The sequence below is a fragment of the Rhodanobacter sp. G2-10 genome (assembly GCF_055809185.1).
Genome location: NZ_CM147900.1, coordinates 3,226,647 through 3,252,483 on the forward strand (window position 1 = coordinate 3,226,647; position 25,837 = coordinate 3,252,483).

At 66.2% G+C, this 25,837-nt stretch carries 23 protein-coding genes; 14 read left to right on the plus strand and 9 right to left on the minus strand.

The window, feature by feature from the left end; all coding sequences use genetic code 11:
• Positions 1 to 78 precede the first annotated feature (78 nt).
• Entirely contained in the window at positions 79 to 1,743 is a 1,665-nt protein-coding gene (locus AC0L58_RS14630) for a tetratricopeptide repeat-containing sulfotransferase family protein (protein ID WP_473684640.1), read from the minus strand.
• 100 nt (positions 1,744 to 1,843) lie between these two features.
• Positions 1,844 to 2,836, minus strand: a complete 993-nt coding sequence (gene hemB, locus AC0L58_RS14635) for a porphobilinogen synthase (RefSeq protein ID WP_473684642.1) — start codon at positions 2,834 to 2,836, stop codon at positions 1,844 to 1,846.
• A 197-nt stretch (positions 2,837 to 3,033) separates the two neighbouring features.
• On the opposite strand from hemB, the gene glk reads away from it, so the two are divergent.
• The 5 genes from glk to AC0L58_RS14660 all read left to right on the plus strand — a co-directional run bounded on the left by glk (position 3,034) and on the right by AC0L58_RS14660 (position 9,433).
• Positions 3,034 to 4,050 carry a glucokinase gene (glk, locus tag AC0L58_RS14640; RefSeq protein WP_473684644.1) on the plus strand — a complete coding sequence of 339 codons (1,017 nt, stop codon included), beginning with the start codon at positions 3,034 to 3,036 and terminating at the stop codon, positions 4,048 to 4,050.
• Positions 4,051 to 4,074: 24 nt separating this feature from the next.
• The gene (locus AC0L58_RS14645) at positions 4,075 to 4,758 is read left to right on the plus strand and encodes an HAD family hydrolase (RefSeq protein WP_473684646.1); all 684 of its coding nucleotides are present in this window, start codon (positions 4,075 to 4,077) and stop codon (positions 4,756 to 4,758) included.
• A 110-nt stretch (positions 4,759 to 4,868) separates the two neighbouring features.
• Positions 4,869 to 5,186, plus strand: a complete 318-nt coding sequence (locus AC0L58_RS14650) for a hypothetical protein (RefSeq protein ID WP_473684648.1) — start codon at positions 4,869 to 4,871, stop codon at positions 5,184 to 5,186.
• A gap of 130 nt (positions 5,187 to 5,316) precedes the next feature.
• Positions 5,317 to 8,049 (plus strand): DUF2339 domain-containing protein, encoded by a 2,733-nt coding sequence (locus AC0L58_RS14655; RefSeq protein WP_473684650.1) that lies wholly within the window; start codon positions 5,317 to 5,319, stop codon positions 8,047 to 8,049.
• On the plus strand, positions 8,039 to 9,433 hold the full coding sequence (locus AC0L58_RS14660) for a DUF3999 family protein (protein ID WP_473684652.1): 1,395 nt from the start codon (positions 8,039 to 8,041) through the stop codon (positions 9,431 to 9,433). The genes AC0L58_RS14655 and AC0L58_RS14660 overlap by 11 nt, the downstream gene beginning before the upstream one ends.
• A gap of 19 nt (positions 9,434 to 9,452) precedes the next feature.
• On the opposite strand, the gene AC0L58_RS14665 is transcribed toward AC0L58_RS14660, so the two are convergent.
• The 3 genes from AC0L58_RS14665 to secB all read right to left on the minus strand — a co-directional run bounded on the left by AC0L58_RS14665 (position 9,453) and on the right by secB (position 14,116).
• Positions 9,453 to 12,470 (minus strand): DEAD/DEAH box helicase, encoded by a 3,018-nt coding sequence (locus tag AC0L58_RS14665; protein WP_473688754.1) that lies wholly within the window; start codon positions 12,468 to 12,470, stop codon positions 9,453 to 9,455.
• A gap of 107 nt (positions 12,471 to 12,577) precedes the next feature.
• The gene (locus AC0L58_RS14670; protein ID WP_473684654.1) at positions 12,578 to 13,603 is read right to left on the minus strand and encodes an NAD(P)H-dependent glycerol-3-phosphate dehydrogenase; all 1,026 of its coding nucleotides are present in this window, start codon (positions 13,601 to 13,603) and stop codon (positions 12,578 to 12,580) included.
• Between the two features lie 9 nt (positions 13,604 to 13,612).
• Positions 13,613 to 14,116 (minus strand): protein-export chaperone SecB, encoded by a 504-nt coding sequence (gene secB, locus AC0L58_RS14675; protein ID WP_473684656.1) that lies wholly within the window; start codon positions 14,114 to 14,116, stop codon positions 13,613 to 13,615.
• Between the two features lie 311 nt (positions 14,117 to 14,427).
• Here secB and rpmB point away from each other — a divergent pair, with 311 nt between their 5' ends.
• The 4 genes from rpmB (at position 14,428) to AC0L58_RS14695 (ending at position 16,772) form a co-directional block, all read left to right on the plus strand.
• Positions 14,428 to 14,664: a 50S ribosomal protein L28 gene (rpmB, locus tag AC0L58_RS14680; RefSeq protein WP_077513244.1), complete on the plus strand. Its 237-nt coding sequence runs from the start codon at positions 14,428 to 14,430 to the stop codon at positions 14,662 to 14,664.
• Between the two features lie 10 nt (positions 14,665 to 14,674).
• Positions 14,675 to 14,842: a 50S ribosomal protein L33 gene (rpmG, locus tag AC0L58_RS14685; RefSeq protein WP_007081353.1), complete on the plus strand. Its 168-nt coding sequence runs from the start codon at positions 14,675 to 14,677 to the stop codon at positions 14,840 to 14,842.
• 255 nt (positions 14,843 to 15,097) lie between these two features.
• On the plus strand, positions 15,098 to 15,805 hold the full coding sequence (locus tag AC0L58_RS14690; protein WP_473684659.1) for a BglII/BstYI family type II restriction endonuclease: 708 nt from the start codon (positions 15,098 to 15,100) through the stop codon (positions 15,803 to 15,805).
• A 136-nt stretch (positions 15,806 to 15,941) separates the two neighbouring features.
• Positions 15,942 to 16,772: an MT-A70 family methyltransferase gene (locus AC0L58_RS14695; RefSeq protein ID WP_473684661.1), complete on the plus strand. Its 831-nt coding sequence runs from the start codon at positions 15,942 to 15,944 to the stop codon at positions 16,770 to 16,772.
• A gap of 113 nt (positions 16,773 to 16,885) precedes the next feature.
• Here AC0L58_RS14695 and AC0L58_RS14700 read toward each other — a convergent pair whose 3' ends face one another.
• Positions 16,886 to 18,085, minus strand: a complete 1,200-nt coding sequence (locus AC0L58_RS14700) for a DesA family fatty acid desaturase (protein WP_473684663.1) — start codon at positions 18,083 to 18,085, stop codon at positions 16,886 to 16,888.
• Between the two features lie 189 nt (positions 18,086 to 18,274).
• On the opposite strand from AC0L58_RS14700, the gene AC0L58_RS14705 reads away from it, so the two are divergent.
• Genes AC0L58_RS14705 through mutM form a run of 5 tightly spaced genes read left to right on the plus strand, consistent with a single transcriptional unit; the run spans position 18,275 to position 22,484 of the window.
• Positions 18,275 to 19,033, plus strand: coding sequence for an ABC transporter ATP-binding protein (locus AC0L58_RS14705; RefSeq protein ID WP_473684665.1), 759 nt, complete (start codon positions 18,275 to 18,277; stop codon positions 19,031 to 19,033).
• A complete protein-coding gene (locus AC0L58_RS14710; RefSeq protein WP_473684667.1) occupies positions 19,030 to 19,785 on the plus strand; it encodes an ABC transporter permease in 756 nt (251 codons plus the stop codon). The genes AC0L58_RS14705 and AC0L58_RS14710 overlap by 4 nt, the downstream gene beginning before the upstream one ends.
• Positions 19,785 to 21,140, plus strand: coding sequence for a GldG family protein (locus AC0L58_RS14715; RefSeq protein WP_473684670.1), 1,356 nt, complete (start codon positions 19,785 to 19,787; stop codon positions 21,138 to 21,140). The genes AC0L58_RS14710 and AC0L58_RS14715 overlap by 1 nt, the downstream gene beginning before the upstream one ends.
• A gap of 3 nt (positions 21,141 to 21,143) precedes the next feature.
• On the plus strand, positions 21,144 to 21,641 hold the full coding sequence (locus AC0L58_RS14720) for a hypothetical protein (RefSeq protein WP_473684672.1): 498 nt from the start codon (positions 21,144 to 21,146) through the stop codon (positions 21,639 to 21,641).
• A gap of 15 nt (positions 21,642 to 21,656) precedes the next feature.
• Entirely contained in the window at positions 21,657 to 22,484 is an 828-nt protein-coding gene (mutM, locus tag AC0L58_RS14725) for a bifunctional DNA-formamidopyrimidine glycosylase/DNA-(apurinic or apyrimidinic site) lyase (RefSeq protein ID WP_473684674.1), read from the plus strand.
• A gap of 145 nt (positions 22,485 to 22,629) precedes the next feature.
• Here mutM and AC0L58_RS14730 read toward each other — a convergent pair whose 3' ends face one another.
• From AC0L58_RS14730 to AC0L58_RS14740, 3 genes are all read right to left on the minus strand, one after another.
• On the minus strand, positions 22,630 to 23,397 hold the full coding sequence (locus tag AC0L58_RS14730) for a hypothetical protein (RefSeq protein WP_473684676.1): 768 nt from the start codon (positions 23,395 to 23,397) through the stop codon (positions 22,630 to 22,632).
• Between the two features lie 65 nt (positions 23,398 to 23,462).
• Positions 23,463 to 24,212, minus strand: a complete 750-nt coding sequence (locus AC0L58_RS14735) for a thymidine kinase (RefSeq protein ID WP_473684678.1) — start codon at positions 24,210 to 24,212, stop codon at positions 23,463 to 23,465.
• 197 nt (positions 24,213 to 24,409) lie between these two features.
• Positions 24,410 to 25,741 carry an NAD(P)/FAD-dependent oxidoreductase gene (locus tag AC0L58_RS14740; RefSeq protein ID WP_473684680.1) on the minus strand — a complete coding sequence of 444 codons (1,332 nt, stop codon included), beginning with the start codon at positions 25,739 to 25,741 and terminating at the stop codon, positions 24,410 to 24,412.
• Positions 25,742 to 25,837 lie beyond the last annotated feature (96 nt).

The following is a 25,837-nucleotide window of genomic DNA, read 5'->3' on the forward strand; positions in this document are numbered from 1 at the left end:
GCGACGTGGAGGACATTCACCTCGCGCGAGGAGTCCGGAAGCAGAGTTGCGCGTCAGTGCGCTTGTTCAAGAGCAGGATCAAGAGCCCCCTCTCCCCGGCGAAGCAGGGGAGAGGGGGCGAGACCGAAGGTCCCCCGTCCCGTGGTCGATGTCGGCAATTGCCTCGCGCAGCACGTCGAGGTGACTGGCGTAACGACGCCAACGGTCAAGGCCGCGTGTGTGGACCGGCTCGCGGACCTGAACATTGCTGGGCGTGGCCACCGGCGCCGCGTTCCGCTCCGGGTGGAGGCACGCGTCCTCTACCGCCAGCCCGCAATATTCCAGAACCTTGGGCAAGGTAGCCTCGGGCGCTCGAACAAGATCAGCATAGGAAACCTCGAGCATGGCGTCGGGCATGACGGCTCGCCAATGCCGCGTCAGCCGCGTGTACTGAGCGTAGTAGTGCGCCAGTGCTTGCTGGTCGTAGCTGTAGGCCGAGCTGTTGCCGAACATCACGCTGAGGTTGGAGAAACACACCTCCATCGGGTCGCGCACGATGTGCAGGATGCGCGCCTGCGGCAGTGCGTGGCGGATATGGGCGACCAAGCGGATATTGGTCGGCAACTTGTCCACGAAGTATCGGTGGCCCTGCGCGCGCCATTGCGTCTGCGCCAGATAACGCGCGCCAAGCTCGGCCATGTCGAGGTCCGGGCTGCGTTCGACTGCATGCAACAGGCCTTGCACGCCTTGCGGAGGCGCGTCGGTCGTGCAGCGCAACTGGCGAAAGAAGTCGGTGATCTCGCCGGCGGACACCACGTCCGAGTGGCTGGAAAGCATGCGGTCCAGCAAGGTCGTTCCGGAACGGGGCATGCCCACGATGAAAATCGGTTGCGGACCGTCTGGGGGTGATTCATCCGCCCCCGACCGTCGCCGCAACGAGCCCGAGACCTTGATCAAGGCGTCAACCACGGCGGATTCGCCGCCAGCATCGTACGGTTTGACCTGATGCATGAGCGCGTTGCATCGCGCCAGCGCCGGCCAGGCTTCGTCATATCGGCCCAGGTCATCCAGTTCCTTGAAGATGGCCGCCTCGAATGCGGCCCGGTTCGCCAGTTCGGCGGGGAGCCTGCTCGTGGTGGGCAGACGCGCCAATTGATCGCCCAACCCATCCAGGTGATGCGTTTCCGGCGTCTGCCGGCGCAGGTTGGCCCGGGCCAGCGCCGCATCACCGAAGGCTGGCCAGCGTTGCAGGCATGCGTCGAGGATGTCGCCTGCCGCATCGATATCGCCGGCGAACTGCCGCAGCATGGCCTGCAGATGATGGTCGCGCGGGTGATCCGCACCGGCAGCGACGGCGCGATCAATCATGCGCCGGGCGGCCGCCAGGTCCCTCATCGACCAGCGCATATGCGCCTGCTCGGCCAGCATGCGGCTCGGCAGGTTCGGAAGCGCCTCCAATCGGTCCAGGCAGGACCACGCCGCCACGATTTCTCCCCCGGACATGAGCCCTCGGGCGAGCTGCATGGCCGGTTCGGGCTCCAGCGAGTCGGACCGTGCCGCCGCAAGCAGTTGGGCGGCCGACTCGCGCAGACGGCCACCCTGATGAAGCACGGCGGCGAGGTCCATGCGCACGAACGGGTTGTCCGGAACGCTTTGCGCCAGCGACTGGAGCATCTCGCGCGCCGCGTCGAATTGCCGTTCGCCGAATAGTCGCCGCGCACGGCGACCGAGATCGTACTCGCCGGTGTCTGGATGACGATTCATTTCAAGCGCGTTCCAGCATGAAGATGGTCGAGTAGATCATATCGGGCAGTGGTTCAGGCGCGTTCCCGCGCGGCGCCATCAACCCAAGTCCGACAGGCTCCTAGTCCTCGCGCAACCACCGCGCCGCATCCAGCGCGTAGTAGGTCAGGATCGCATCCGCTCCCGCCCGCTTCATCGCGGTCAGCGCCTCCAGCACCACGGCCTTTTCATCCAGCCAGCCATTCTGCGAGGCGGCCTTCAGCATCGCGTACTCGCCGCTGACCTGATAGACGAAGGTGGGTGCGCCAAAGCTGTCCTTCACCCGACGCACGATGTCCAGATACGGCAGGCCGGGCTTCACCATCACCACGTCGGCCCCTTCGGCCAGGTCGAGTTCGATTTCGTGCAGCGCCTCGTCGGAATTGCCCACATCCATCTGGTAGGTGTGCTTGTTGCCCTTGCCGAGGTTGCCCGAGGAACCCACGGCATCGCGGAACGGGCCGTAGAACGCGGAGGCGTACTTGGCCGAGTAGGCCAGGATGCGCGTATGGATGTAGCCGGCTTGTTCCAGCGCTTCGCGGATGGCGCCGATGCGCCCGTCCATCATGTCCGACGGCGCCACGAAATCCATGCCGGCCTCGGCCTGCGCCAGCGACATCTTGATCAGCGCCTCGACGGTGGGCTCGTTCATCACGTAGCCGTGCGCGTCGATCAGGCCGTCCTGACCGTGGGTGGTGTACGGGTCCAGCGCCACGTCGCCAATCAGGCCCAGCTCGGGATACGCCTTTTTCAGCGCGCGGGTGGCGCGCTGCATCAGGCCATCGGGATTCCATGCCTCCGCCGCATCGTCGCTTTTCACTGCCGAACCGGGCGAGGGAAACAGCGCCAGCGCCGGAATGCCCAAGTGCACGCATTCACCGGCGAGCTCGATCAGGTGATCGATGGAGAGCCGGTCCACCCCCGGCATCGAGGGCACGGGCTCACGCTGGCTTTCGCCCTCGATCACGAACGCCACCATGATCAGATCGCTGGTCAGCAGGGTGTGCTCGCGCATCAGCGCGCGTGAAAAAGCATCGCGACGCATGCGGCGCATGCGGATGGCAGGAAAGCTCATGGGGGAACCTCGCAAGACGGTACGGCTGCATTTTACGCTGCCACGCTGCAAGGCAGCGGTTCATGCGTGCGGCGGCCTCATTATCGTCGACGTGCAGCGCTCCTGCAGCGGCACATTCCAGCGCGTACGGACGAAAAATACTGGACTAAGCACGACGACGGCGGCACGCTTGAGATTCCACGTCGTCAGGAAGCTTCATGAGCCAGCCCCGCAGCATACCCACCTTGCTCGTCGATCTGGGTGGCACCAATGTCCGCTTCGGCGTGGCCGATACCTCACGCGACCGCCCGCTGCTGACCGACAGCATCCGGCGTTATCGCGTGGCCGAACACGAGTCGCTGGTCGCGACGGCGCGGCAATATCTGGCCGACACCGGGCTGGAAGTGAAGCGCGCCATCATCGCGGCGGCTGGCCGCATCGTCGATGGCGAGACGGTCAAGGTCACCAACAACCCGTGGGCGATCTCAGCGCACCAGACCGCCGAGGCACTCAAGCTGGAACGCGTCCACCTGGTCAACGACTTCGCGGCGCAGAGCATGGCGGTGACCTTGCTGCAGGGCGATGACCTGGTCGATGTGGGCAAGGTGGCGCGACCGGTGATCGGCGCTGACGACGAACAGACTTTCGCGATCGTGGGGCCGGGCACCGGCCTCGGCGTCGGCGGCCTGCTGGTGCGCGAAGGGCACTGCAGCGTGCTGCAGACCGAAGGTGGCCATGCCGGCTTCGCGGCACATTCGCCGGAAGACATCGCCATCCTCGACTATCTCAACCACAAATATGGCCGCGTCTCCAACGAACGATTGATCTGCGGCCAGGGCCTGGTGAATCTGTACGACGCGATCTGCCACATGGTCGGCGCAAAAGCCGCCGACCTGAAACCCGAGGACATCACCGAGCGCGCCAAGGGCGACAGGTGCCCGCTGTGCACACGCACGGTGGAAACCTTCGCCGGCATCTTCGGCAGCGTCGCCGGCGACCTGGTACTCACCCTGGGCGCCTGGAACGGTGTCTACCTCACCGGCGGACTGATTCCGATCCTGCTGCCGTGGCTGGAGCGCGGCCGCTTCCGCGAGCGCTTCGAGGCCAAGGGTCGCTTCCGCGACATCATGGAAAAAGTACCGACGCAGGCGATCATGAATCCCGAGCCCGGACTGCTCGGCGCCGCCGCGCTGGCGGTAATGGAGTCGGGTCACTCGCTGTTGCCGCGACGCTGACCCGTCAACCACCCGGAGAACCCCATGCACCGTCGTGACACGGCCTTTCTGTTCGACCTCGACGGCACCCTGATCGACAGCGTGTACCAGCACGTGCTGGCGTGGAAGGAGGCGCTGGACAGCGAAGGGCTCGATATCTCCGTGTGGCGGATCCACCGCAAGATCGGCATGAGCGGCGGCCTGTTTGCCAACATGCTGCTGCGCGAGACCGCTCTGGACATCACCGAGGAACGCCTGGCGCGCATGCGCGACCGACACGCCGCCGCATTCAACCGGCAGCACGCGCAAGGGTCGGTACGCCCGCTGCCGGGTGCGCGCGAACTGCTCGCCTACCTGACGGCGCAAGATATTCCCTGGGCGATCGCCACCAGCGGGCGGATGGAAACCGCCCGGCACAACATCGAGGCGCTTGGCGTGGACCCGGCAAAAGTGCCGGTGGTGACCCGTGACCAAGTGCGACATGCCAAGCCCGATCCCGACCTGTTCGTCGCCGCCGCCGAACGTCTTGGCATGGACATCAAGCAATCGCTGGTAATCGGCGACAGCGTATGGGACATGCTCGCCGCGCAGCGTGCCCGGGCCCTGGGCGTGGGCCTGCTCTGCGGCGGCTATGGCAGGGAAGAACTGCAACAGTCCGGCGCGTTCCGCGTCTACGACGATCCAGCCGACCTGTTGCGGCACATCGACGAAGTGGCAGCACGCGATTGAACCGAGGCAGCGCCCGCTGAACCACCACCACCCGCATCATGAAAACTTAATCACCCCCATCGGGCTCCGGGTTAGGCTGCACACGCATCGTTCTCCGCCGGAGCCGTTCCATGCGCCGCCTTGTCGCCAGCCTTCCGCTAGCCCTGCTGCTCGCCGCCTGCTCACCCGGTTCGACACCCCCACCCTCGGCCCAGGGACAGAACGCACCGGCCGACGCCGCACTGGGCTCGCCCGCCTGGTATGCCTGGGTAGACGGCACGCTCGGCATCAGTGACAACGGCCACGGCCCGGATCCGGGCTCGGACGAGTGGAACCAGGCGGTGCAACGCAAGCTGGGCGAAGAGGCGCCGCGATCGCAACCGGGCTCGCCGGAATGGCAGCAATCGGTGGATGCGCTGCTGCGCACGCGCGTGCCGCCCACGCGCTGACGCACGTCCGACATACCCTGCTTGCACTGGCGATAAAGCCCAACGGCGCAGCCTACCGGGCCACGGACGTTCCGTGCCAGACTGTTCGCGCCGACCATTCGGTGGGGCAACAACACATCAGGAGGGCCGGATGGCTTTCGTCTGGGGACTGGTGGGGCTGGTGGTGTTCGCCATCGGCGGCATGATCGGCGGCGCTGGGGCTGGTGGCGTGTTCTTCGGCATGGTGACCGGCGCGGTGCTCGGCGTGATCTGGGCGCGGCAGAACAAGCTGCGCGACGAGCTGGCACTGATGCGCGCGAAAGTTGACCGCTCGCTGGCACGACGCGCAGCCACACCGGCAGCTTCGCCTGCGCCGACTCCACGCGAGACACCCGCCCAGTCGCATCCGGAAACGCGCTTCGATGCCGCGTATGCCGACGCGCCGACACCTGCTGCACCGCCGCCGCTGGCCAAGCCGCCGCTGCCGCACGAACCGGTCGTTGCACCGGTGCGACGAAATGCACTCCCGCAACCCGATGCCGCGACCATCCTCGTCTCGCGCATCAAGCGCTGGTTCACCGAGGGCAACGTGCCGGTGAAGATCGGCATGCTGGTGCTGTTTGCCGGCGTGGCAGCCTTGCTGAAGTACGCCGCCGACGCCGACATGCTGAACGTGCCGATTGCGCTGCGATTGAGTCTGGTCGCACTGGCGGCGATCGTCGGCTTGGCGCTCGGCTGGCGCCAGCGTGAGACGCGAAGGGTATTTGCCCTGTCGCTGCAGGGTGGTGCGATCGGCGTGCTGCTGATCACCGTGTTTGCTGCCTTCCGGCTCTACGCCTTGCTGCCGCCACAGGCGGCGTTCGTATTGTTGCTGGTGTTGGTGGTCGGCGTTGGCGTGCTGGCGGTCTTGCAGGACGCATTGGCCCTGGCCGTGCTGGCCCTGTTGGCCGGCTTCTTCGCGCCGATCCTCACCTCGACCGGCCACGGCAGCCATGTCGTGCTGTTCAGCTACTACGCCGTGCTCAACCTGGCGATTCTCGGCGTGGCGTGGAAGCGGTCGTGGCGGGTGTTGAACCTGCTCGGTTTCGTGGCGACGTTCGGCATCGGCACGGCGTGGGGCGTGTTGCAATATCGGCCGGAGTTCTTCGCCAGCACCGAGCCGTTCCTGATCCTGAATTTCCTGTTCTACCTGGCGATCCCGCTGCTCTATCTGCGTCGCGCCGAGCCGGGGCAAAGCAAGCTGATCGACGGCTGTCTGGTCTTCGGCACTCCGCTGGCCAGCCTGTTGCTGCAGGGGGCGTTGCTGCAATGGCAGGCGCTGCCGCTGGCGTTTTCCGCGCTGGCGGCGGCAGCCATCTATGTGGCGGTGGCCCGGAGCCTGCGCGGGCGCGAGCAACTCGGCATCCTGCGCGACGCCTGGGCGGCGCTGGCGATCGCGTTTGCCACGCTGGCCGTGCCGCTGGCTCTGAGCGCCAGCCTGACCGGCAGCATCTTCGCGCTGGAAGGAGCCGGTCTGATCTGGCTGGGCTTGCGCCAGCAGCGCTGGTTGTCGCGCTGGGCTGGCGTGGCGCTGCAGGGAGCGGCCGCGCTGGCCGTGTTGATCGGCTATGGCTTCGGCTATTTCGGGCACGCGCCGGCCACGGCTGTGGATTGGCTCGATCGCGACTTCCTCAGCGCCCTGATGCTGGTGATTGCCGCCTTGGCCAGCGCGTCGTTCTACGCGCGGTTGGGCAGCGATGCCCTTGCCCAGCGCTGGGCTGCCGTACTCCTGTATGGCTGGGGTCTGTGCTGGTGGCTGGGCTCCTGTCAGGTCGAGATCAGTCGCCATATCGACGTTGCTGCCAGGCCCGCGGCGGTGATGATCCTGCTGATCGTCACCGCCTGGGCCAGCGCCGAAGTGGCACGGCGGCGGCCGCGCTTCGAGCTGGGCATGGTGGTGGCGTGGACGGCGCCGGGCTTGTTCGTGGTCGTGCTGCTGATGGCGTTGACTCAGCTGACCGATGGCACGCAACCGCTATCGGGCTGGAACTTGCTGGCCACCGCATCGGGTGCGCTGCTGGGCTGGCGCACGCTGACCTGCCTGTGCGAATGGACGCCGCAAGCCATGCTGGGCCAATGGAGCTGGCTGTGGCGCTGGGCTCTGGTTGGCGGTGCCGCGATCAAGGCCGCATGGCCGATGGCTGGCGCCTGGCAGCTGCTGTTCGTGATGCTGCCGTTGTGCGCGCTGGCCTGGCTGGCGTTGACGCGCCCACGCTGGATTGCGCCGCCATTGCCTGGGCTGATGGCGCGCCTGCGCGCGCCGCTGCTGCATTCCGTGCTGCTGGTGTTGGGGCTGTACTGGTTCGCCGGCCTGTTCATGCCCGGCGATGCCGCACCGATGCCGTACCTGCCGCTGCTCAATCCACTGGAACTGCTGCTGATCGTCATCATGCTGCTTGGCGCCGCTTGGCTGGGCGATGGCGTGGCGCCTGCCGCCTGGCGCCAGCGTCGTGCCGTGGCGCTGGGTGCCATCGGCATGGTCTTCGTCACCAGCGCCACGCTGCGCGCGGTGCACCAACTCGGGCAGGTGCCGTGGAATCAAGAGGCCCTGTTTGATTCAAGCCTGGCGCAGATGGCGCTGACCCTGGTCTGGAGCGTGTTCGGCCTGCTCGCCTGGGTGTGGGGTTCGCGTCGCGGCCAACGCCTGGCCTGGCTCGCCGGCGCGGTGGCCATGGGCGTGGTTCTGGCCAAGCTGTTGCTGATCGATCGCGGGCATCTGGGCAATTTGTTCGGGATCGCCTCGTTCATCGCCTATGGCCTGCTGTGCACGGTGATCGGCTACCTGGCGCCGGCGCCGCCGCGCCAGCCACTTGCAGCCACCGCGGAGAACGCCCATGCGCCGTGATTCGCGTTGGCAAAAGCCCGGCATCTGGTGGCTGCTGGCGTTGTGGATTCCGCTCAACCTGCTGGCCGCCACGCAGGACGACTTCGCCTACCGCTACCCGCTGACCACCGACGGCAGCAGCGCGGTCTGGCGGGTCGAACTGAGTCCGGCGATCTATGCCGTGTCCCGCCCGGCCACCCGGCTGCGCGACCTGGTCGTGGTGAACGCCGCCGGCCAGCCGGTGCCGTTCGGGCCGCTGCCGCTGGCACCCGCGCGCACGCGTACGTTCAGCCTGAAGACCACCCTGCTGCCGCTGCCCGCGAACAGCCATGAGCGCGGCGATGCCGTGCGCGTGCAGCGCAGTCGCGACGGCGCCATCGTGATCGAGCAGCCATCGACACCCTCTTCTCCCTCCCCGCCCACGCAATGGCTGCTGGACGCCGGTCATGCGGTGGCGCTGGATCGCATCGAGATCGAGCCGTCCGCGCTGCCGGAGGACGCACGCTTCCATCTTTCCGTGCAGTCCAGCAACGATCTGCAGCATTGGGACACGCGCGGTGGAGCAAGCGAAATCGTCAGCGTCCGCCGCGGCGCGGACGCGCTTGCGCAACGGTCGATCGCGCTGGCCAACGGCGCGCCATCGCGCTACTACCGATTGAGCTTGCACCAAGGCGACCACGCACCCTGGGACAGCACGCAGACGCCGTCCGTGGAACTGCAGGGCAGCGTTGTCGACGTGCACCACAATCGTGGCGCCGCGCTCCAGTGGCTGGACGCGCCCGCCGCAGCAACATCCTCCTCGACCGGCGGCACCGACTACGACTACGCCCTGCCCGCGGCGCTGCCGCTGGAAGCCGCACGCATCACCCTGGCCGGCAGCAACACGGTAGCGAATTACGCCCTGCTCGATCGCGATGACGGCGGCAACCGGCTGCTGGCGACAGGGACGGCCGTGCAGCTCGGCACCGACACGGACGGGGCGCCGCCCGTCACGTTCACGCCGGTGCGGGTGCGGCACCTGCGCCTGCACACCGACACGCCGCTGGCGCAGCCGCCGACACTACGCGTGGCGTGGCGGCCTGACGTGTTCGTGTTTTTGGCCGAAGGCAGCGGCCCGTACAGCCTGCTCGCCGGCAGCCACGCGGCGCGGCGCGCCGACTACCCGTTGCAGGCCGCGCTGGAACGTATTCGACCCGCCGACACCGGCAGCGGCTGGCAGCCGCCGCTGGCCACGCTCGGCGCGGCCAGCATGGCCGCGGGCCCCGCCGCGCTGCTGGCACCCAAACCGCCATTCGACTGGACCCGGCCGCTGCTGTGGCTGGTGCTGATCGGCGGCGCACTGGCGGTGGCCGCGATGGCGTGGAGCCTGTTGCAGCAGTCGCGACGCGACAGCGACGAAGTCTGATCGAATTGCCGGACCCGATTCAGCCCGGCGCCAGCAACGCGTCCAGGTCGCTTTCGTCGAAGCGAAGTTTCTGGCGACTGCCGCCACCCTCGAGCACCGCGTCGGCCAGTTCGGCCTTGCGCAGTTTCAGTTCCTCGATGCGCTCTTCCACCGTGCCCGAAGTGATCAGGCGGAACACGAACACCGGCTTGTCCTGGCCGATACGATGGGCGCGGTCGCTGGCCTGCGCCTCGGCGGCGGGATTCCACCACGGGTCGTAGTGGATCACGGTGTCGGCGGCGGTGAGATTCAGGCCCACGCCACCGGCCTTGAGTGAAAGCAGGAACAGCGGCACCTCGCCGTTCTGGAAACGCTGCACCGGCTCGGCGCGGTCGCGGGTGTCGCCGGTGAGGGTGACGTAGCGGATGCGCTTGCGATCGAGTTCGGCGGCGATCAGTTTCAGCATGCCGGTGAACTGCGAGAACAGCAGCACCTTGCGTCCTTCGTCGAGCAGCGCAGGCAGCATGTCCATCAGCAGTTCGAACTTGGCCGACTCGTGCACGCCGCGCGCCACTTCGAGTTTGACCAGGCGCGGATCGCAGCACACCTGGCGCAGCTTGAGCAGCGCATCCAGCACCACGATGCCCGAGTGCGCGATGCCGCGCTGGGCAATCACCTCGCGCAATTCCTCGGCCAGCGACAGGCGCAGGCCTTCGTACAATTCACGCTGGCGCCCCTCCAGTACCACGCGGCGGGTGATTTCGGTTTTCGGTGGCAGCTCCTTGGCCACCTGCGCCTTGGTCCGGCGCAGGATGAATGGCGCCAGCCGCAGGTTCAGTCGCTGTTGGCATTCCTCGTCGTGCTGCTTTTCGATCGGCACCCGGTAGTGGCGACGGAACGCGCCCTCGTCGCCGAGCAGGCCGGGCACCGCCAGGTCGATCTGCGACCACAGTTCGCCCAGATGATTTTCCAGTGGCGTGCCGGTGAGACAGACATAGCGCGCCGTGCGCAGGCTGAGCAGGGCGCGACGCGCCTGGGTGCGCGGGTTCTTCACCTGTTGCGCCTCGTCCAGCACGATCAGCGCGAACGGCTGCTGGCGCAGCGGCGTCACGTCACGCGGCAACAGCGCGTAGCTGGTCAGCACGATGTCCTGCGCACCGAGTTGGTCGAATTCCTCCGCGCGCTGCGGCCCATGCAGGGTGAGCAGTTTGAGTGACGGCGCGAAGCGGGCGATCTCGGACTGCCAATTCGGAATCAGACTGGTCGGCACCACGATCAGGGCCGGTTGGGTCAGCGCGCCACCCTGTTTCAGCGACAGCAGATGGGTGATCAATTGCAGCGTCTTGCCCAGGCCCATGTCGTCGGCCAGCACGCCGCCCACACCGGCCTCGGCCAGCGCATTCAGCCAGCGCAGGCCCTCGCGCTGGTACGGGCGCAGCTCGGCGTTCAGCCCCTTGGGCACCACGTCGCTGGCCCGCGCTGCCGCGTCACGCAGGCGCGCAGCGAAACCGAGCAACGGCTCGGCAGCCTGCAGGCTGCCGCCTTCGGGCATGGCCGCGGCCAGTTCTTCAAGCCGGCCCGCCTGCACCCGCGGCAGGTGCAGCGCCTTGCGCGGCTTCTCCAGGTATTCGGCCAGCGGCGCCAGCAGGCCGCGCAACTCCTTCAAACGCACCGGCACGCGTCGGCGTGCATCGACCGGTGCGTACCACACGGCGTCCTCGGGTTCGTTCGCGGCGGGGCTGAGGCTCAACTGGTTTTCGGTCAGCGCCTGCGCCACGGCCGGCAACAAGTTGTGCCGCTGGCCATCGACCTCGATGCCGATTTCCAGGTCGAACGCGTGATCGTCGACGTCCTCCGCCGCGTGGCCGTACCAGTGCACCGGACCTTCCAGCACCTCGAACGGGAAACTGGGCGCGTACTCGACCAGGAAATTCTCTTCTTCCAGCGTCGGCCGCAACGCCAGCCAGCGTGCCGGCGTGTTGACCTCCAGCGCGCCGGCGTAACCGGCGCCGGGGAACAACCAGGCATCATCGGGCAGGGTCTCGGCCACATCCCAGGGCAGGCCCTCGGTGTCGACGCAGGGGGTGAGACCGGCGCGTTCGAGCTGTTCCATCGCGGCGAGTTCTTCGGCGCGACGGCGGGTGATCTCCACCAGTTGCTCATTGCGCACACGGCGCACCAGCGGCTCGCCGCCACGGCCCGGCAGACGCTCACCGGCGTAGTCGAACGCCAACCGCGCATAGCCCAGCGGCGGCGTGCCGGCGGCCAGGCGGGCGTGGCGCGTCAGCGCGTGCAGGATCAACACCGGTTTGGGCGCCAGCTGCGACTGCTTGACCTCGGCAAACACGTGCGGCAGCGGGATCCGGGTGGCCAGCCGGCTGTTCGGCAGGCGCGTGCGCAAGCGCCGGGCGTGCTCGTGCTTCAACGGCGGCAGTTCCAGCCACGGGGTTTCCTCGGCCGCCGCGTCGAACAGCCCCATGGTGGCGCGCTCGACGTCGAGGTACCACAACGCGTCGATGCGCAGCAGCCGCTGGTTGTTCGGCAACACCGGCAGCAGGCGCTGGTTGCCCTCGGGCCCCATCTGCCAATGCCAGTTGAGCTGGTGCGACTTGCCACGCGACAGCCGCAGCCCGGCCAGGCCACCGAGGAAGCACGGCGCGGTATCCAGCACTTCCGCCAGCAGGCTGTCGCCGACGTGGCCGCCCAGGCGTGCGTAGCTGCGGCCCTTGCGCACGCTCAATGGCAGGCCCAGCACACTGGCAGCCAGGCGCTGTTCGTGGGGTGGCAGCGGCGACTGCGCGAAATGGCGGCTGTCCAGCGGTACGGGACGGCTGTAACGGCCATGCTCGCCCACGCTCAGCAGCACCGGCGCCACATCCACGTGGGCGAATGCATCGCCTTCCTCGGGCATGACCTCCACGAAGAAACCCAGCACGGCATGGCCTTCCGCCGCCGCCGGTTTGGCCGCGGCCAGCAGCCGGCGCCAAGCCTGTGGCAAGGCGTCGTCGTCGCCAGCTGCTGCGCTGGCGGCGCGTTGCTTCTCGTCCGGTTGCGGCATCCGCATGCGTTCCGTGGCGACGACCAAATGCTTGAGCTTAGCAGCGCCGGGGCCGGATGCGGCGCATGCCGCGGGCCAATGCATGAATCGGCACGCGCGCCCGCGTTTCAGCCGTTGCCGAACAACCCGTGCGGATACTCGGGCTTCTGCTCGCGCGCCATCAGCGCCTTGAGGCCGTCGACCGGGGTGACCTCGCCGTGCAGCACGGCGCGCACGCCGGCGCTGATCGGCAGGTCCAGGCCGTGCTTGTCGGCCAGTCGCGCGACCTCGTCGGCGGTGAGGATGCTTTCGACCACCTGGCCGATGCGGCGCACGGCTTCGTCGATCGCGATGCCCTGCCCCAGCGCCAGCCCGAGCCGGCGGTTGCGCGACAAGTCGCCGGTACAGGTCAACACCAGATCGCCCAGACCGGACAGGCCGATCAGCGTTTCCGGGCGCGCGCCCAGGGCCACGCCCAGACGCAGCATCTCGTTCATGCCGCGCGTGATCAGACCGGCGCGGGCATTCAGGCCCAACTCCATGCCGTCGGCCACGCCGGTGGCCACGGCCAGCACGTTCTTCATGGCGCCGCCGAGCTCGGCGCCCAGCATGTCGCCACCGGAGTAGGCACGCAGATTGGGCGCATGCAGCAGGCCGGCCAGTCGTCGGGCAAAGGCATCGTCATCCGAATGCACGGTCACGGCGCTGGGCAAACCGGTGGCCACTTCCTTGGCGAACGAAGGTCCGGTGACGACCGCCGCCGGGCGGCCTGGCAGCTTTTCGGCCACCAGTTCATGGAGGAAGCGCCCGGTGCCCGGCTCGAAGCCCTTGGTGGCCCAGGCGATCGCGGTGCCACTGTCGAGAACGGGGACCAGGGCATCGAGCATCGCGGCAAACGCATGGCTGGGTACCACGATCAGCACGATGTCGGCGCCACGCACGGCCGCACCCAGGTCGGCCTCGTACTGCAACGTCTCCGGAAGCAGGATACCCGGCAGATAACGCTCGTTGCAGCGCTGGGCAGCCATTTCCGCCAGCGCATCGGCATCGCGGCCCCACAGTCGCGTGACCACGCCGTTGCGCGCGATCAGCGCCGCCAGGGCGGTACCCCAGGAGCCGGCGCCGAGGATGGTCAGCTTCGGCTGATCAGACATGTGCGGGGCTCAGCTGTTGAGCGTGGCCGGAGCCTGGTCGCCGCCCATGGCGCGCCGCTGCTGTTCGGCAAACAAGGCGTCGAAGTTGATCGGCTGCAACAGGAACGGCGGGAAGCCACCCTCCACCACCATCGAGGAGATCACCTGACGCGCATACGGGAACAGCAGGTTCGGGCAATAGCTGCCGATGATGCCGGCCTGGTCTTCGTCGCTGAAGCCGGCAATGCCGAACACGCCGGCCTGCTCGACTTCCGCCAGGTAGGCGGTACGCTCGCCGACCGTGCAGGTGAGGGTGAGGCTGAGCACCACTTCATACAGGTCGTTGCCCAGGTCGGTCGCCTTCTGGCCCAGGTTCAGTTGCACCTGCGGCTGGGAATTCTCGTCGATTTCGTTGAAGATCTGCGGCGCATTGGGCGCCTCGAAGGAAACATCCTTCACATAGATCTTCTGCATCACCAGCTGCGGCTGACTGGCCTGGCCATTGGCCTGGTCGTTGGTGATTTCTTGTGCCATCGGGTGTTCCTCTTGGGTCTTGGACGATCGAGCAAAGAGACTGATTGTTCCATACATCCCTGTTTTTCGCACCCCTGAGCACGCCGTCGAGGGCTTCAGGGGATTGCGCGCAACGGCTTGCGTCTGCGACAATGCGCGGCTCGCCCTGTGTCGACCCGGTTTTCCGGGCGGTTCGTGACGCAATACGAACCCGAGCGACGGGCGTGGCAGCATTCTCCAGCATTGCGTGGCGCACCGGCGCCGCTGGGCCGATGTCACCCTGGCTAACGGGTGGTAATCACGGCTTTTCAGCCATTCTTGTGGAGGTCTTCATGGCCCGTGTATGTCAAGTCACCGGTAAGGGTGTGATGAGCGGCAACAACGTCTCGCACGCCAACAACCGTACCCGTCGCCGCTGGTTGCCCAACCTGCATGAGCGTCGTTTCTGGGTTCCCAGCGAAAACCGCTGGATCAAGCTGCGTGTCTCCAACAACGCCCTGCGCACCATCGACAAGAATGGCATCGAAGCCGTGATTGCCGACATGCGCGCCCGCGGCGAAAAGGTCTGAGGAGCAAATCATGGCAAGCAAATCACAAGACAAGATCCGCATGATCTCCTCGGCCGGCACCGGCCACTTCTACACCACCAGGAAGAACAAGAAGAACACGCCCGAAAAGTTCGAGTTCAAGAAGTACGATCCGGTGGTGCGCAAGCACGTGATCTACAAGGAAGGCAAGATCAAGTGACCCAATGGCCCACGCGCGCAGCGCGTGGCTAGCCATTGGGTCATCCCGGCGAAAGCCGGACAAGCGCGAAGCGCGCAGAACACCCGGAGGGCGGCCCCGAAGGGGCGAGCGCAGCGAGTCATCCAGCAAGGCACTCAAAACCCGCCCTCGTGGCGGGTTTTTCTTTGTCCGCGTCCAGCCGAGAAGCGACACCCTGCCGCGCATCACCTCCCGACACCTGCGCACTACCCCCACCCACCCCATATACTCGCCTACATGTTCGAGACAAATACCTACGACGATCCGGTTGTGCTAAAGCCCTCCATCCGCGCGCGCTGGACCTTTCTTGAAACGAGTTCCGCCTCCGCCGTACTGCGCTCGGTCTGCCCCGCCGAATGGAAGGACATCACGGATGTTCTGGCCACGTTTTCGCTGGAGCCTACACACTGGCTCAAAAAGGGTGGAAATCGTGGGGACATTGCTCGTCAGATTGACGACATGTTTTCCCGACGCGGCTGGCGGGAAATCCGAGTGGACCTTTCCACACAGGGCATTCTGGTTTCACGCGCTGGTAAGGTTGTGGAACGACTGCCGCCTGTCGAACAGGAGGGGTATTTGGTCGACAACTTCAAGGGTAGAGTCGCTCTCGACGTGGAGTGGAACGCGAAAGACGGCAATCTGGATCGCGACTTGTCCGCGTACCGGTCGTGGCACGAGGCGGGGGTAATCTCGGCCGCAGTCCTTATCACCCAGGACCGCGTGGGGCTCAAGGAACTTGCGACCAAACTTTGGAGCGATCATCAACAGACGCTTCCGGTGGCGCAACGAAATCCAAGACTTCCCATCGACCTTGGTACCTCGACGACAACCAATCTGGACAAGGCCGCCTTGAGAATTCGCCGTGGCGTCATGGGGACCTGCCCGCTGCTGGTCGTTGCTGCCACACCCGCCACGTGGAACGGAAAACCCTATTCGACCGACTGAAACAACCCTACACACTGACCTGATGACGGCGCGTTATGGGTTAACTGCTGAGCCGCTCCAAGCAGCAGAACGAAAGAGACTTTTCCGTCAAGATCTATTAAAGTCACGCTCTGAAGATCTTATTTCGGAGACTGCCTTGGTTCGCCCACTTGAGATACAACAACACAGCTCTGCGCTTCCGGAAACAGATGGGGGATGGAGCACGGTTCTGGCGGACCCGCCGTGGCGATTTACCAATCGAACCGGCAAGGTCGCTCCCGAGCATCGCCGGCTGGATCGCTACTCCACCATGGATCTCGATTCCATTCTCAAGCTTCCGGTTGCCTCTGTAACGGCACGCAACGCCCATCTGTATCTGTGGGTTCCCAACGCGCTGCTTCCCGAAGGCATGGCCGTGATGAAAGCCTGGGGGTTTCGATATGTATCGAATGTGGTCTGGGCCAAACGACGCAAGGACGGCGGGCCAGACGGCCGGGGAGTTGGGTTCTACTTCCGGAACGTGACTGAGCTTTTGCTATTCGGCGTCCGCGGATCTATGCGAACTCTTGCGCCCGCTCGCAGCCAAGTTAACATGATCGAAACGAGAAAACGTGAGCACTCGCGGAAGCCCGACGAACAATACGAGTTCATCGAACGCTGCTCCCCGGGACCTTATCTGGAAATGTTTGCGCGATACCCCCAGCCCAATTGGGTGTGTTGGGGAGCCGAGGCGGCATCCGATGTTCAGCCCCGCGGACATCAGCACAAGGGCTATGGTGGAGGCCCCATCGCCATTCCCGAGTTGCCGGCCCATGCCCGTCTCTCCTACGAGAAGGCCGACGAACTGGGCGAACAGCTCAAGCTGAAATACGAAGCCGGCTCGTCGATCCGCGACTTGGCTGACGAAACGCAATACTCCATTGCTCGCGTGCGGCGCCTGCTCACCGGCGTCAACACCAATCTCCGGCCGAGAGGCGGTTCGCGCTGAAAGCGTTGAAACCAACTGCAACGAACAATTTGACGGGCCGAATAGTCGCGTACGCCTCAAAAACAAAACCCGCCAACAGGCGGGTTTTGCGGAAGCGGGACTTGTCGATGCGTTCAGGCTGACGCGGTGGCGACCGTGTAACCCTTCAGCCGCTGCGCAAAGTCCTGCAGCGCGCGGATGCCGCTCTCCTCGGCCTCGCGGATCCATTGCTGCAATCCCTTCAAGGTCTGTTCGGCGCCGCGCTGCTCCATCAGCGCCGCGAGGCGGTTGCGGAACTCGACCACGGTCTTCAGCGTCGGTCGCCGGGCCAGCACGGCCTGCATGCGCTCGCGCCCCTCGCTGTCGAGCCAGCGACCGCCATCGGCCATCGCCAGCCGCATCCGGCGCGGAATCGCCTTGATGCTCTCGCCCGCATGCTGCGCCTCGTCACGCACCGTCGGCATGATCACGCCGCGGTAGTAGTCGGTCATGGCCTGGAAGCGATGGGTGAGCACCGCCTTCAGCGTATCGGCGTCGGGCAGGTGCACGTTGGGACGCACGTCCAGCGAGGGCGCCACGCGCAGCACCTTGGCCAGGCCCACGGCACGCAGACCGCAGATCGCCGCCCAGCCGATGTCGAACTCCCACTTGCGCAGCGCGAACTTGGCCGAGCTGGGGAAGGCGTGATGGTTGTTGTGCAGCTCTTCGCCGCCGATCCAGAAACCCCACGGAATCAGGTTGCGTGCGGTGTCGGCACTCTCGAAATTGCGGTAGCCGGCCCAGTGGCCGATGCCGTTGACGAAACCGGCGGCCCAGAACGGGATCCACACCATCTGCAGCGCCCAGATGGCGGCGCCGATCACGCCGAACAGGGCGATGCTGATCAGCAACATCAGGGTCGGGCCCCAGTACGGATGCGCACCATACAGCTTGTGCTCGACCCAGTCGTCGGGCGTGCCGCGGCCGTACTGCTCCATGTCCTGCCTGTTTTCGCAGGCATCGCGATACAGCGAGACACCGTCCCAGAACACCTTCTTGATGCCGTAGATCATCGGGCTGTGCGGGTCTTCCTCGGTCTCCACCTTGGCGTGGTGCTTGCGATGCACCGCCACCCATTCACGGGTGACCATGCCGGTGGTGAGCCAGCCCCAGAAACGGAAAAAGTGCGCCAGCACGGGGTGGAAATCCACGCCGCGATGCGTTTGGCTGCGATGCAGATACAGGGTCACCGTGAAGATGGTGAGCTGGGTCATGATCAGCACGTAGATGGCGATCTGGCCCCAACTGGCATGGGTAATGCCGTTGTTGAGGAAATTCAGTACAGCGTCAAGCATTTGAGTTACCGGGTGGGGGAGGGAACACGTGGAAACGAGAGGAGTCTAGTCGAGGGGTTTCCATACCCGCCAGCATGGCTGATCTACCATGATAACAGTTTGTCAAGAGGGAAACGTCAAACAAGTGTTGGTTGGCATGCGCGACAATCGCCTGTTGTTTAACCATGGGGTCGCCGTGACAATCATGCAATGACCACGATCACTCCCGCGACATCCACACCCGTGCTGCAACTGGAACGCGTCAGCCGCCGCCGCGCCGGGCGCGTGGCCGTGCAAGAGCTGAGCCTGACGCTGCCACGCGGCCAGGTATTGGGCCTGCTCGGCGTCAACGGCGCCGGCAAGTCCACCACCTTGTCGATGATCGCCGGCGCGCTGCGCCCGGACAGCGGCGGCATCAAGCTGAACGGCGAGGACTTCCTAGAGCAACCCGAACTGGCCTGCGACTCGATCGGCTGGCTGCCCGAGCGCGCGCCCCTGTGGCCCGAGCTGACCGTCACCGAGCACCTGGACGCGCACGGCCGCTTGCGCGGGCTGCGCGGCGCCAGCCTGCGCGAGGCGCGTACGAACATCATCGAGCGACTGGAACTGCAGCCGTTGGCCCGGCGCCTGGCCGGCGTGCTGTCGCAGGGCCAACGCCAGCGTCTGGGGCTGGCCTGCGCGTTGTTGCACAAACCGGCCCTGCTGGTGCTGGACGAGCCGGCCAACGCACTCGACCCGGTGCAGGTGGCCGCGCTGCGCAAGCTGGTGCGCGAACAGGCGATCGCCGGCACGGCGGTCATCCTGTCCACCCACCTGCTGGCCGAGGTCACGGCGGTCTGCGACCGGGTGGCGATACTGCACGAGGGCACGTTGCGACATGACGGTGCCGTGCGCGCGGACGATCACGCCGCACTGGAAAAAACCTTCTTCGAGAGCGCGATGCAGCACAGCCCGGCGCAGGCAGCATGAGCGCACTCACGGTGACACGGCTGGAATGGCGTCGATTGCTGGTCCGCCCGCTGGCCTGGGTCGTGGGGGCACTGACCCTGGCCTGGCTCGGCTGGAACTTCACCCTGCTGCTGGGCGGATTCCTGGGTAGCCAGATCCAGCGCGCAGCGTTGCCTGACGGGCCCGGCTTCACCGACCTGGTGGCGGTGCCCTTGCTCGGGCAACTGGCCCAGATGGCCTTTCTGGTGGTGCCGCTGCTGACCATGTCGGTGATCGCCGGCGAACGGCGCAACGGCACCCTGCCCCTGCTGTTCGCCGCCGGGGTGCCGGCCTCGCGTATCGTGCTGGGCAAGTATCTGGCGATCCTGGGCTGGTTGCTGCTGTGGTTGCTGCTGACCCTGGCGATGCCGCTGACGCTGGCCCACGCCACGCACCTGGACTGGGGCAAGCTGGCCGCCGCCACGCTGGGCCTGGTCCTGATGCTGGCCGCACTGGCGGCGCTGGGCGTGGCCTGTTCGAGTTTCGCCTCGCATCCGGCGATTGCCGCCGCCGCCGCGTTGATCCTGGCACTGGCACTGTGGAGCGTGAACCTGGGCGCGCAGGTGGCCGGCATCAACGGCGGCGCAATCAACTGGCTGGCGATGAGCACGCATGTGCAACCGATGCTGCGCGGGCTGGTCTCCAGTGCTGACGTGCTGTGGTTCGTGCTGCTGGTCGCGCTTTCACTGGCGCTGGCCACGCGCCGGCTCGCCACCGACAAGGAGCGCGGCTGATGCGCAATCTGTTCAGACGTCTGGACGGCTGGCTGTTCGCCCTGCTCCTCGTGCTCGCCTGCACGGCGATCGGTTACCTGGGCACCCGCTACGACTGGCGCGCCGATTGGACGGCGAACGGCCGGATCAGCCTCTCGGCGGAAAGCCGCGCGGTGCTGAAGCAGCTCGACGGCCCGGTCGAGATCGTCAGCTATGCCAACCCGCAGGGCAATTTGCGGCAGACCATCTCCGGGTTCCTCAAGCGCTATCAGGCAGTCAAGCCGGATCTCACCCTGCGCTTCGTCGACCCGCAACTGGATCCAGCGAAGATGCGCCAGCTCGGCGTCACCGTCGATGGCGCCTTGATCCTGCATTACAAAAACCACGAGCAGCGGCTGGATGAACTCTCCGAACGCAGCCTCACCAACGCGCTGGAACGGCTGCAACGCGGCAACGATCGCATCGTCGCCTTTGTCTCCGGCGACGACGAACGACGCCCGAACGGCCAGGCCAATGCCGACATGGGCACGTTCATGTCGCAGCTGGAAGGTCGTGGCATGCGCGCGGTGCCGCTGAACTTTGCCCAGGTCAACGCAGTACCCGAGCATACCGATCTGGTGGTGCTGGCCAGCCCCGCCATGCCGCTGGCGCCGGGTGCGGTGAAGGCGCTGGTCAGCTACGTGCAGAACGGTGGCAACCTGTTGTGGCTTACCGAGCCGACCAGCGACGATCTCGGACTCAATCCGTTGGCCGATGCACTTGGCGTGCGCGTTCTGCCCGGCGTGCTGGTCGACGGATCCGGCACCGCGCTGGGCCTGCATGATCCACGCATGATCGCGCTGGGCAGCTACCCGGCGCAGGCCATCACCCAGGGCTTCCAGCTGACCACGCTGTTCCCGCAGGTGTCGGCCCTGGCCCAACTCACCCAGACGCAGTGGGCGATGAAGCCGTTCCTGCGCTCCAGTCCGCAGAGCTGGACCGAGTTCAAGCCGATCGACAACACCAAAACCTCGGACATCCGCTTCGATGCCGCTGCCGGCGAGCTGAAAGGGCCGCTGGACTTCGGTTTCGCGCTGAGCCGGTTGTCGCCCAGCCCGGACAAGAGCGAGCAGCGCGCGGTGGTGATCGGCGACGGCGATTTCCTGTCCAACACCTTCCTCGGCAACGGCGGCAACCGCGCGCTGGGCGAGCGCGTGTTCGACTGGCTGCTGGGCGACGACAAGCTGGTCAACCTGCCGCCACGCGGCGCGCCGGACCGACTCCTGGAAATCTCGCAGGGTGAGCTCAATGCGTTGAGCTTCGGCTTCCTGATCGTGCTGCCGCTGCTGTTGCTGTTGATCGGCGGCGCCATCGTATGGCGCCGGCGGCGGCGCTGAACGATGAAGCGTGCTGCTCGCCAACGCGTGTTCCTGCTGGTCGGCGTACTGGCGCTGCTGGTGCTGGCCGGCTGGCAACTGCAGCGCGACGCCAGTCGCGAGAACGGCAACCTCACGGCGCTCGACCCGGCAAGCATCAGCCACGTCAGTCTTGCCTTGCCCGGTGCCGCGACGCTGCATTATGAAAAACGCAGCGATGGCCACTGGTGGCGTACCGATGGCACGCCACGCCAAATCGCCGACGATGATCGCTTGAACGACCTCACCGACATCGCCGCCGCGCATGTACTGAGCTGGCGCCCATTCAGCGATTTCGATCCGGCAAAAATCGGCCTGTCGCCGCCTCGCGCCGTACTCGAACTGGATGGCGAGACGCTGGTCTTCGGGGTGAGTGCAGTCACCGGGCCGCAGCAATACGTGCGCGTCGGCCAGCGCGTCGCGCTGGTGTCTTCGCGTTACATGCCACGCTCGCCCGAAATCAAGCCCACCGAATTGCGCTGAAACGCGAAATCACCCGTGCCCGAACTGCCCGAAGTTGAAACCACCCGCCGCGGCATCGCGCCGTATCTGATCGGGCGACGCGTCACCGGCGTCACGCTGCGACGCCAGGATTTGCGCTGGCCGATTCCCGCCGAGATCAGCACGCTGCTGCCCGGCCAGCGCATCGACGCGGTGGAGCGGCGCGCCAAGTATCTGCTGCTGCACACGGCGGTCGGCAGCGCCTTGCTGCACCTGGGCATGTCCGGGGTCCTGCGCGTGCTGCCGCCGGACGCGCCCGTGGGCAAGCACGATCATGTCGACATCGCGCTCGAACGCAGCCCGGCGCAGGCGCCGCGCATCCTGCGCTTCACGGATCCGCGGCGCTTCGGCTGTCTGCTGTGGCAGAGCCCGGGCGAAACCCACGAATTGCTGGCCAAACTGGGGCCGGAACCGTTGACCGACGCCTTCGACGGCGACCTGCTGTGGCGGCGGTCACGCGGACGCACGGCGGCGGTGAAGTTGTTCCTGATGGACAACGCGATCGTGGTCGGCGTGGGCAATATCTACGCCAGCGAAGCACTATTCGCGGCGGGCATCGATCCCCGCCGGGCGGCTGGTGCCGTGTCGCGTGCACGCTACGCGCGACTGGCCATGGAAGTGAAACGGATTCTCGCCTGGGCGATCGAACGCGGCGGCACCACCTTGCGCGACTTCCTCAGCCCCGACGGCGCGCCCGGTTACTTCTTTCGCGAGCTGTACGTGTATGGCCGCGCCGGTGAGCCGTGCCGGGTGTGTGGCACGGCCGTCCGCCAGGTCGTGCTCGGGCAGCGCTCCACGTTCTGGTGTCCGCATTGCCAGCGTTGAGCCACGATGCTGTCGTGCGCGCGAGGCCTCGCTGGTTGTTCACCCGTGCATGGACGCGGGACGGCCGGCGGGCAGAGCCCGCCCTACGTGCGGTTGTACGTGCGGTTGCAGGACGGGCTCCGCCCGCCGGCTCTTTCGGCGACTCTCACGCCGGCCACGCAAACTCGACGCAGGTATTGTTGAAATCCGGATCTTCCAGGCCGCCGCCAAGCCTGGCGATCACGCCGTCGCCCAGGCCTTCCACGGCCAGCGCCTGCCCATCGGCAAAATGTGCGCCCAGCGCCTCCAGCTCCACCATCTGTTCGCACAAGGCACCTGCCCGGTTGAGCGCTGCCTCGGGTACCTGACGGATGCTGATGTCGGGTCGGCCGAACTTGCGCATGCCGCGGGTGTGGATCCACGAGCGACCCGGCTCCGACTCGCCGTCGCACAGGATCAGCAGGTGGTGGCGGATCGGCGCGCCATCGCGAACCAGGTAATGCCTGCGCCAGGCGTCGGCATCGAGCAGGCTGAGGATCTGCGGATCGAGAATCGCCACGCCGCCGATATCAAGCATGCCCGCCAACACGCCCAGGGTGTCACGCAAATAGCCGGTGGCCTGGCTGTCGTCCAGGGTACCGCGCACCACCATCACCTCCGGCGCGTCGATGGCCCGCTGATAGGCCTGCGGCGCATCGGCCTTGTACATGCGACCCACCGCACCCTTCAGTGGATACCCTTCCCAGCTGCGCAGATCGGCGTGATGGTGATTGGTCGCCGCGATGCCGGTGGGCAAGCCGGCGCTGCCGTAGTCCTGCGAGGGCACGCGCACGGCGCCGAACTTCCCGAACACGTAGAACTGCAGCAGGACCTTCTCGTCGCTGGGCGACCAGTGCGGACGCTGCCAGGCGGGGATGGTGATCGGGTGGCTCATGGCATTCCTTGATCAAACGGTGACCGGGCAATGCCCGAGCCGGAAATTTCAGACCGGAGTCCGCACTAGCCGGTCGAGTCGAGCGGCAGCACGGTCTGCTGCAACTCGATGCGACCCTGGCCTGCGCTGATCTTCTTGAACTCGGCGCGGCTCACCGAGACATAGCGTTCATTGCCGCCGATCTCAACCTGCGGACCATCGGTCACCGCGCGGCCGTGTTCGTCCACACGAACCACCATCGTGGCCTTGCGCCCGGTGTGACAGATCGTCTTGATCTCCACCAGATTGTCGGCCCACGCCAGCAGGTGACGACTGCCCTCGAACAGCTCGCCGCGGAAATCGGTACGCAATCCGTAAGCCAGCACCGGAATATTCAGACGATCGACCACGTCGCTGATCTGCCACACCTGCGCCTTGGTCAGAAACTGCGCCTCGTCGACGAATACGCAATGCAGCGGCCCGCGCGAGACGATATCGGCCTGGACCAGGGCGAACAGATCCTCGCCACCGGCAAAGCGCCACGCATTCGCCTTCAGACCGATCCGCGAAGCCACCACGGCAAGGCCCGCAGCCGCAGGCTGCGCCCCTTTCCCTTCCCGCGCATGCGGGGGAAGGGGGCCCGAAGGGTCGGATGGGAGCTCGCCTTGCGCGTGGCTCGAACCATCGGCTGGGGGCTCGTCCGTCGCACGCGTATCGATCTCCGGCTTCAGGATCAACGTGCGCATGCCGCGCTCATGATAGTTGTACGCGCTTTGCAGCAAGGTGGTGGTCTTGCCGGCATTCATTGCCGAGTAATAGAAATAGAGTTTGGCCATCGGGAGCCGGGAATAGGTGATAAGGAATGGCCACAGCGGGCCAGGTTTCACCGCCCAGTTTCTCACACGTCGTCAACTCCGACCCGCCGCTGATCCATCGAGCCCGTAGGGCGGGCTCTGCCCGCCGGCTTTCTGGCTTGCATGATGGCAAAGAGCCGGCGGGCGGAGCCCGCCCTACGGCGACCAACGACCCTTCGCTATTCCCGATCGAGCGGCGTGTTGCCTCCCGTGAACTGCGCCCGTGCCTGGGCCAGCCGATAGCGGTGCTCGGCGCGGCTGCGGCGCCAGTCGCGCAGCGTGCAGATAAGATAGACCAGCTTGAACAGGCGCAGCTTGCGCAAAACCACGGGGGTGTCGAACAGGTCGCCCGCCAGCATCGAGATCACGCCCTGTTCCAGCTGCCAGGTGTTGCGCGGCTGGCGGAACATCTGCTGCATCACGGGGCCGTTGAAGCGGTAGATGAAGAACGAGAACCTGGCCATGGCTGCGCGCTGGCGCCTTTCCAGCTTGCGCATCAACTTCATCTCGATTGCGGGATCACGCAAGGCGGCATCGACCACGTCAACCGCTTGCTCGGCACCGCTCATGGCGAGGTAGACGCCGGAGGAGAACACCGGATCGAGGAAGGCGAACGCGTCGCCGACCAGGATCCAGCCCGGGCCGCCCATGCAGCGCGAGTCGTAGGAGTAATTGCCGGTGACATGCACCTTGTTGTCGATCAGTTCGCCGTGTTGCACGCGCTGCCATAGCGCCGGGCTCAACTTCAGCGTGTCGAACAGGAATTCAACCGTGCGCCCCTTGCGCTGCTTGAGGTAGTCCGGCCGGCACACCGCGCCCACGCTCATCACGCCATGCGGCAACGGGATCATCCACATCCAGCCATGCTCGAAGCTGTAGATGCTGATATTGCCGGCGTCTTCTCCCGCACGTGGTGCCGCGCCGCGGAAGTGACCGAAGATGGCCGCACTCTGATGCTGGTTGTTCTTGCGGCGCAGCTTCTTCTTCGATGACAGCAGCGCATCACGTCCAGTCGCGTCGACCACGTAGCGCGCCTGGATGGTGTACGTTCGGCCATCGTCGGCATGCACCTCAAGCAGACTCTCGCGCGGGCCGCGCTGCTCGACCTGACGCACCTCGTGCCCCTCCCGGGCATCGGCCCCGCACGCGGCCGCGTGCTCGTAGAGCATCTTGTCGAAATCCTGGCGCCAGACCTGCCAGGCATGCGGCGGACTCCGCCCGATCGCCCTGGCAAAGGCGTAGGTGTTGTAGCCACGCTCGTTGTCGGTCTCGAAATCCGCGCCCGGCTTGAACACGCCCATCGCGGCCACCTTGTCCAGCACGCCGAGCCGCTCGAACACCGGCAAATTCATCGGCAGCAGCGATTCGCCGATATGAAAACGCGGGTGATGTGCCTTCTCCAGCGCAATCACCTTGAGACCGCGCCGCGCCAGCAGCGCCGCGACGGTGCTGCCGCCCGGGCCGCCGCCGATCACCGCCACATCGCATTGCTGCAGTTCCGCTTGCCCCATGCTCGTACCCAACGACAGTCGTGCGTGGATTATGGCCGATCCGGGTCGGTGCGCCAGCCGCGCTCTGTTAACATCGGCCGTCGCATCACGCACTGT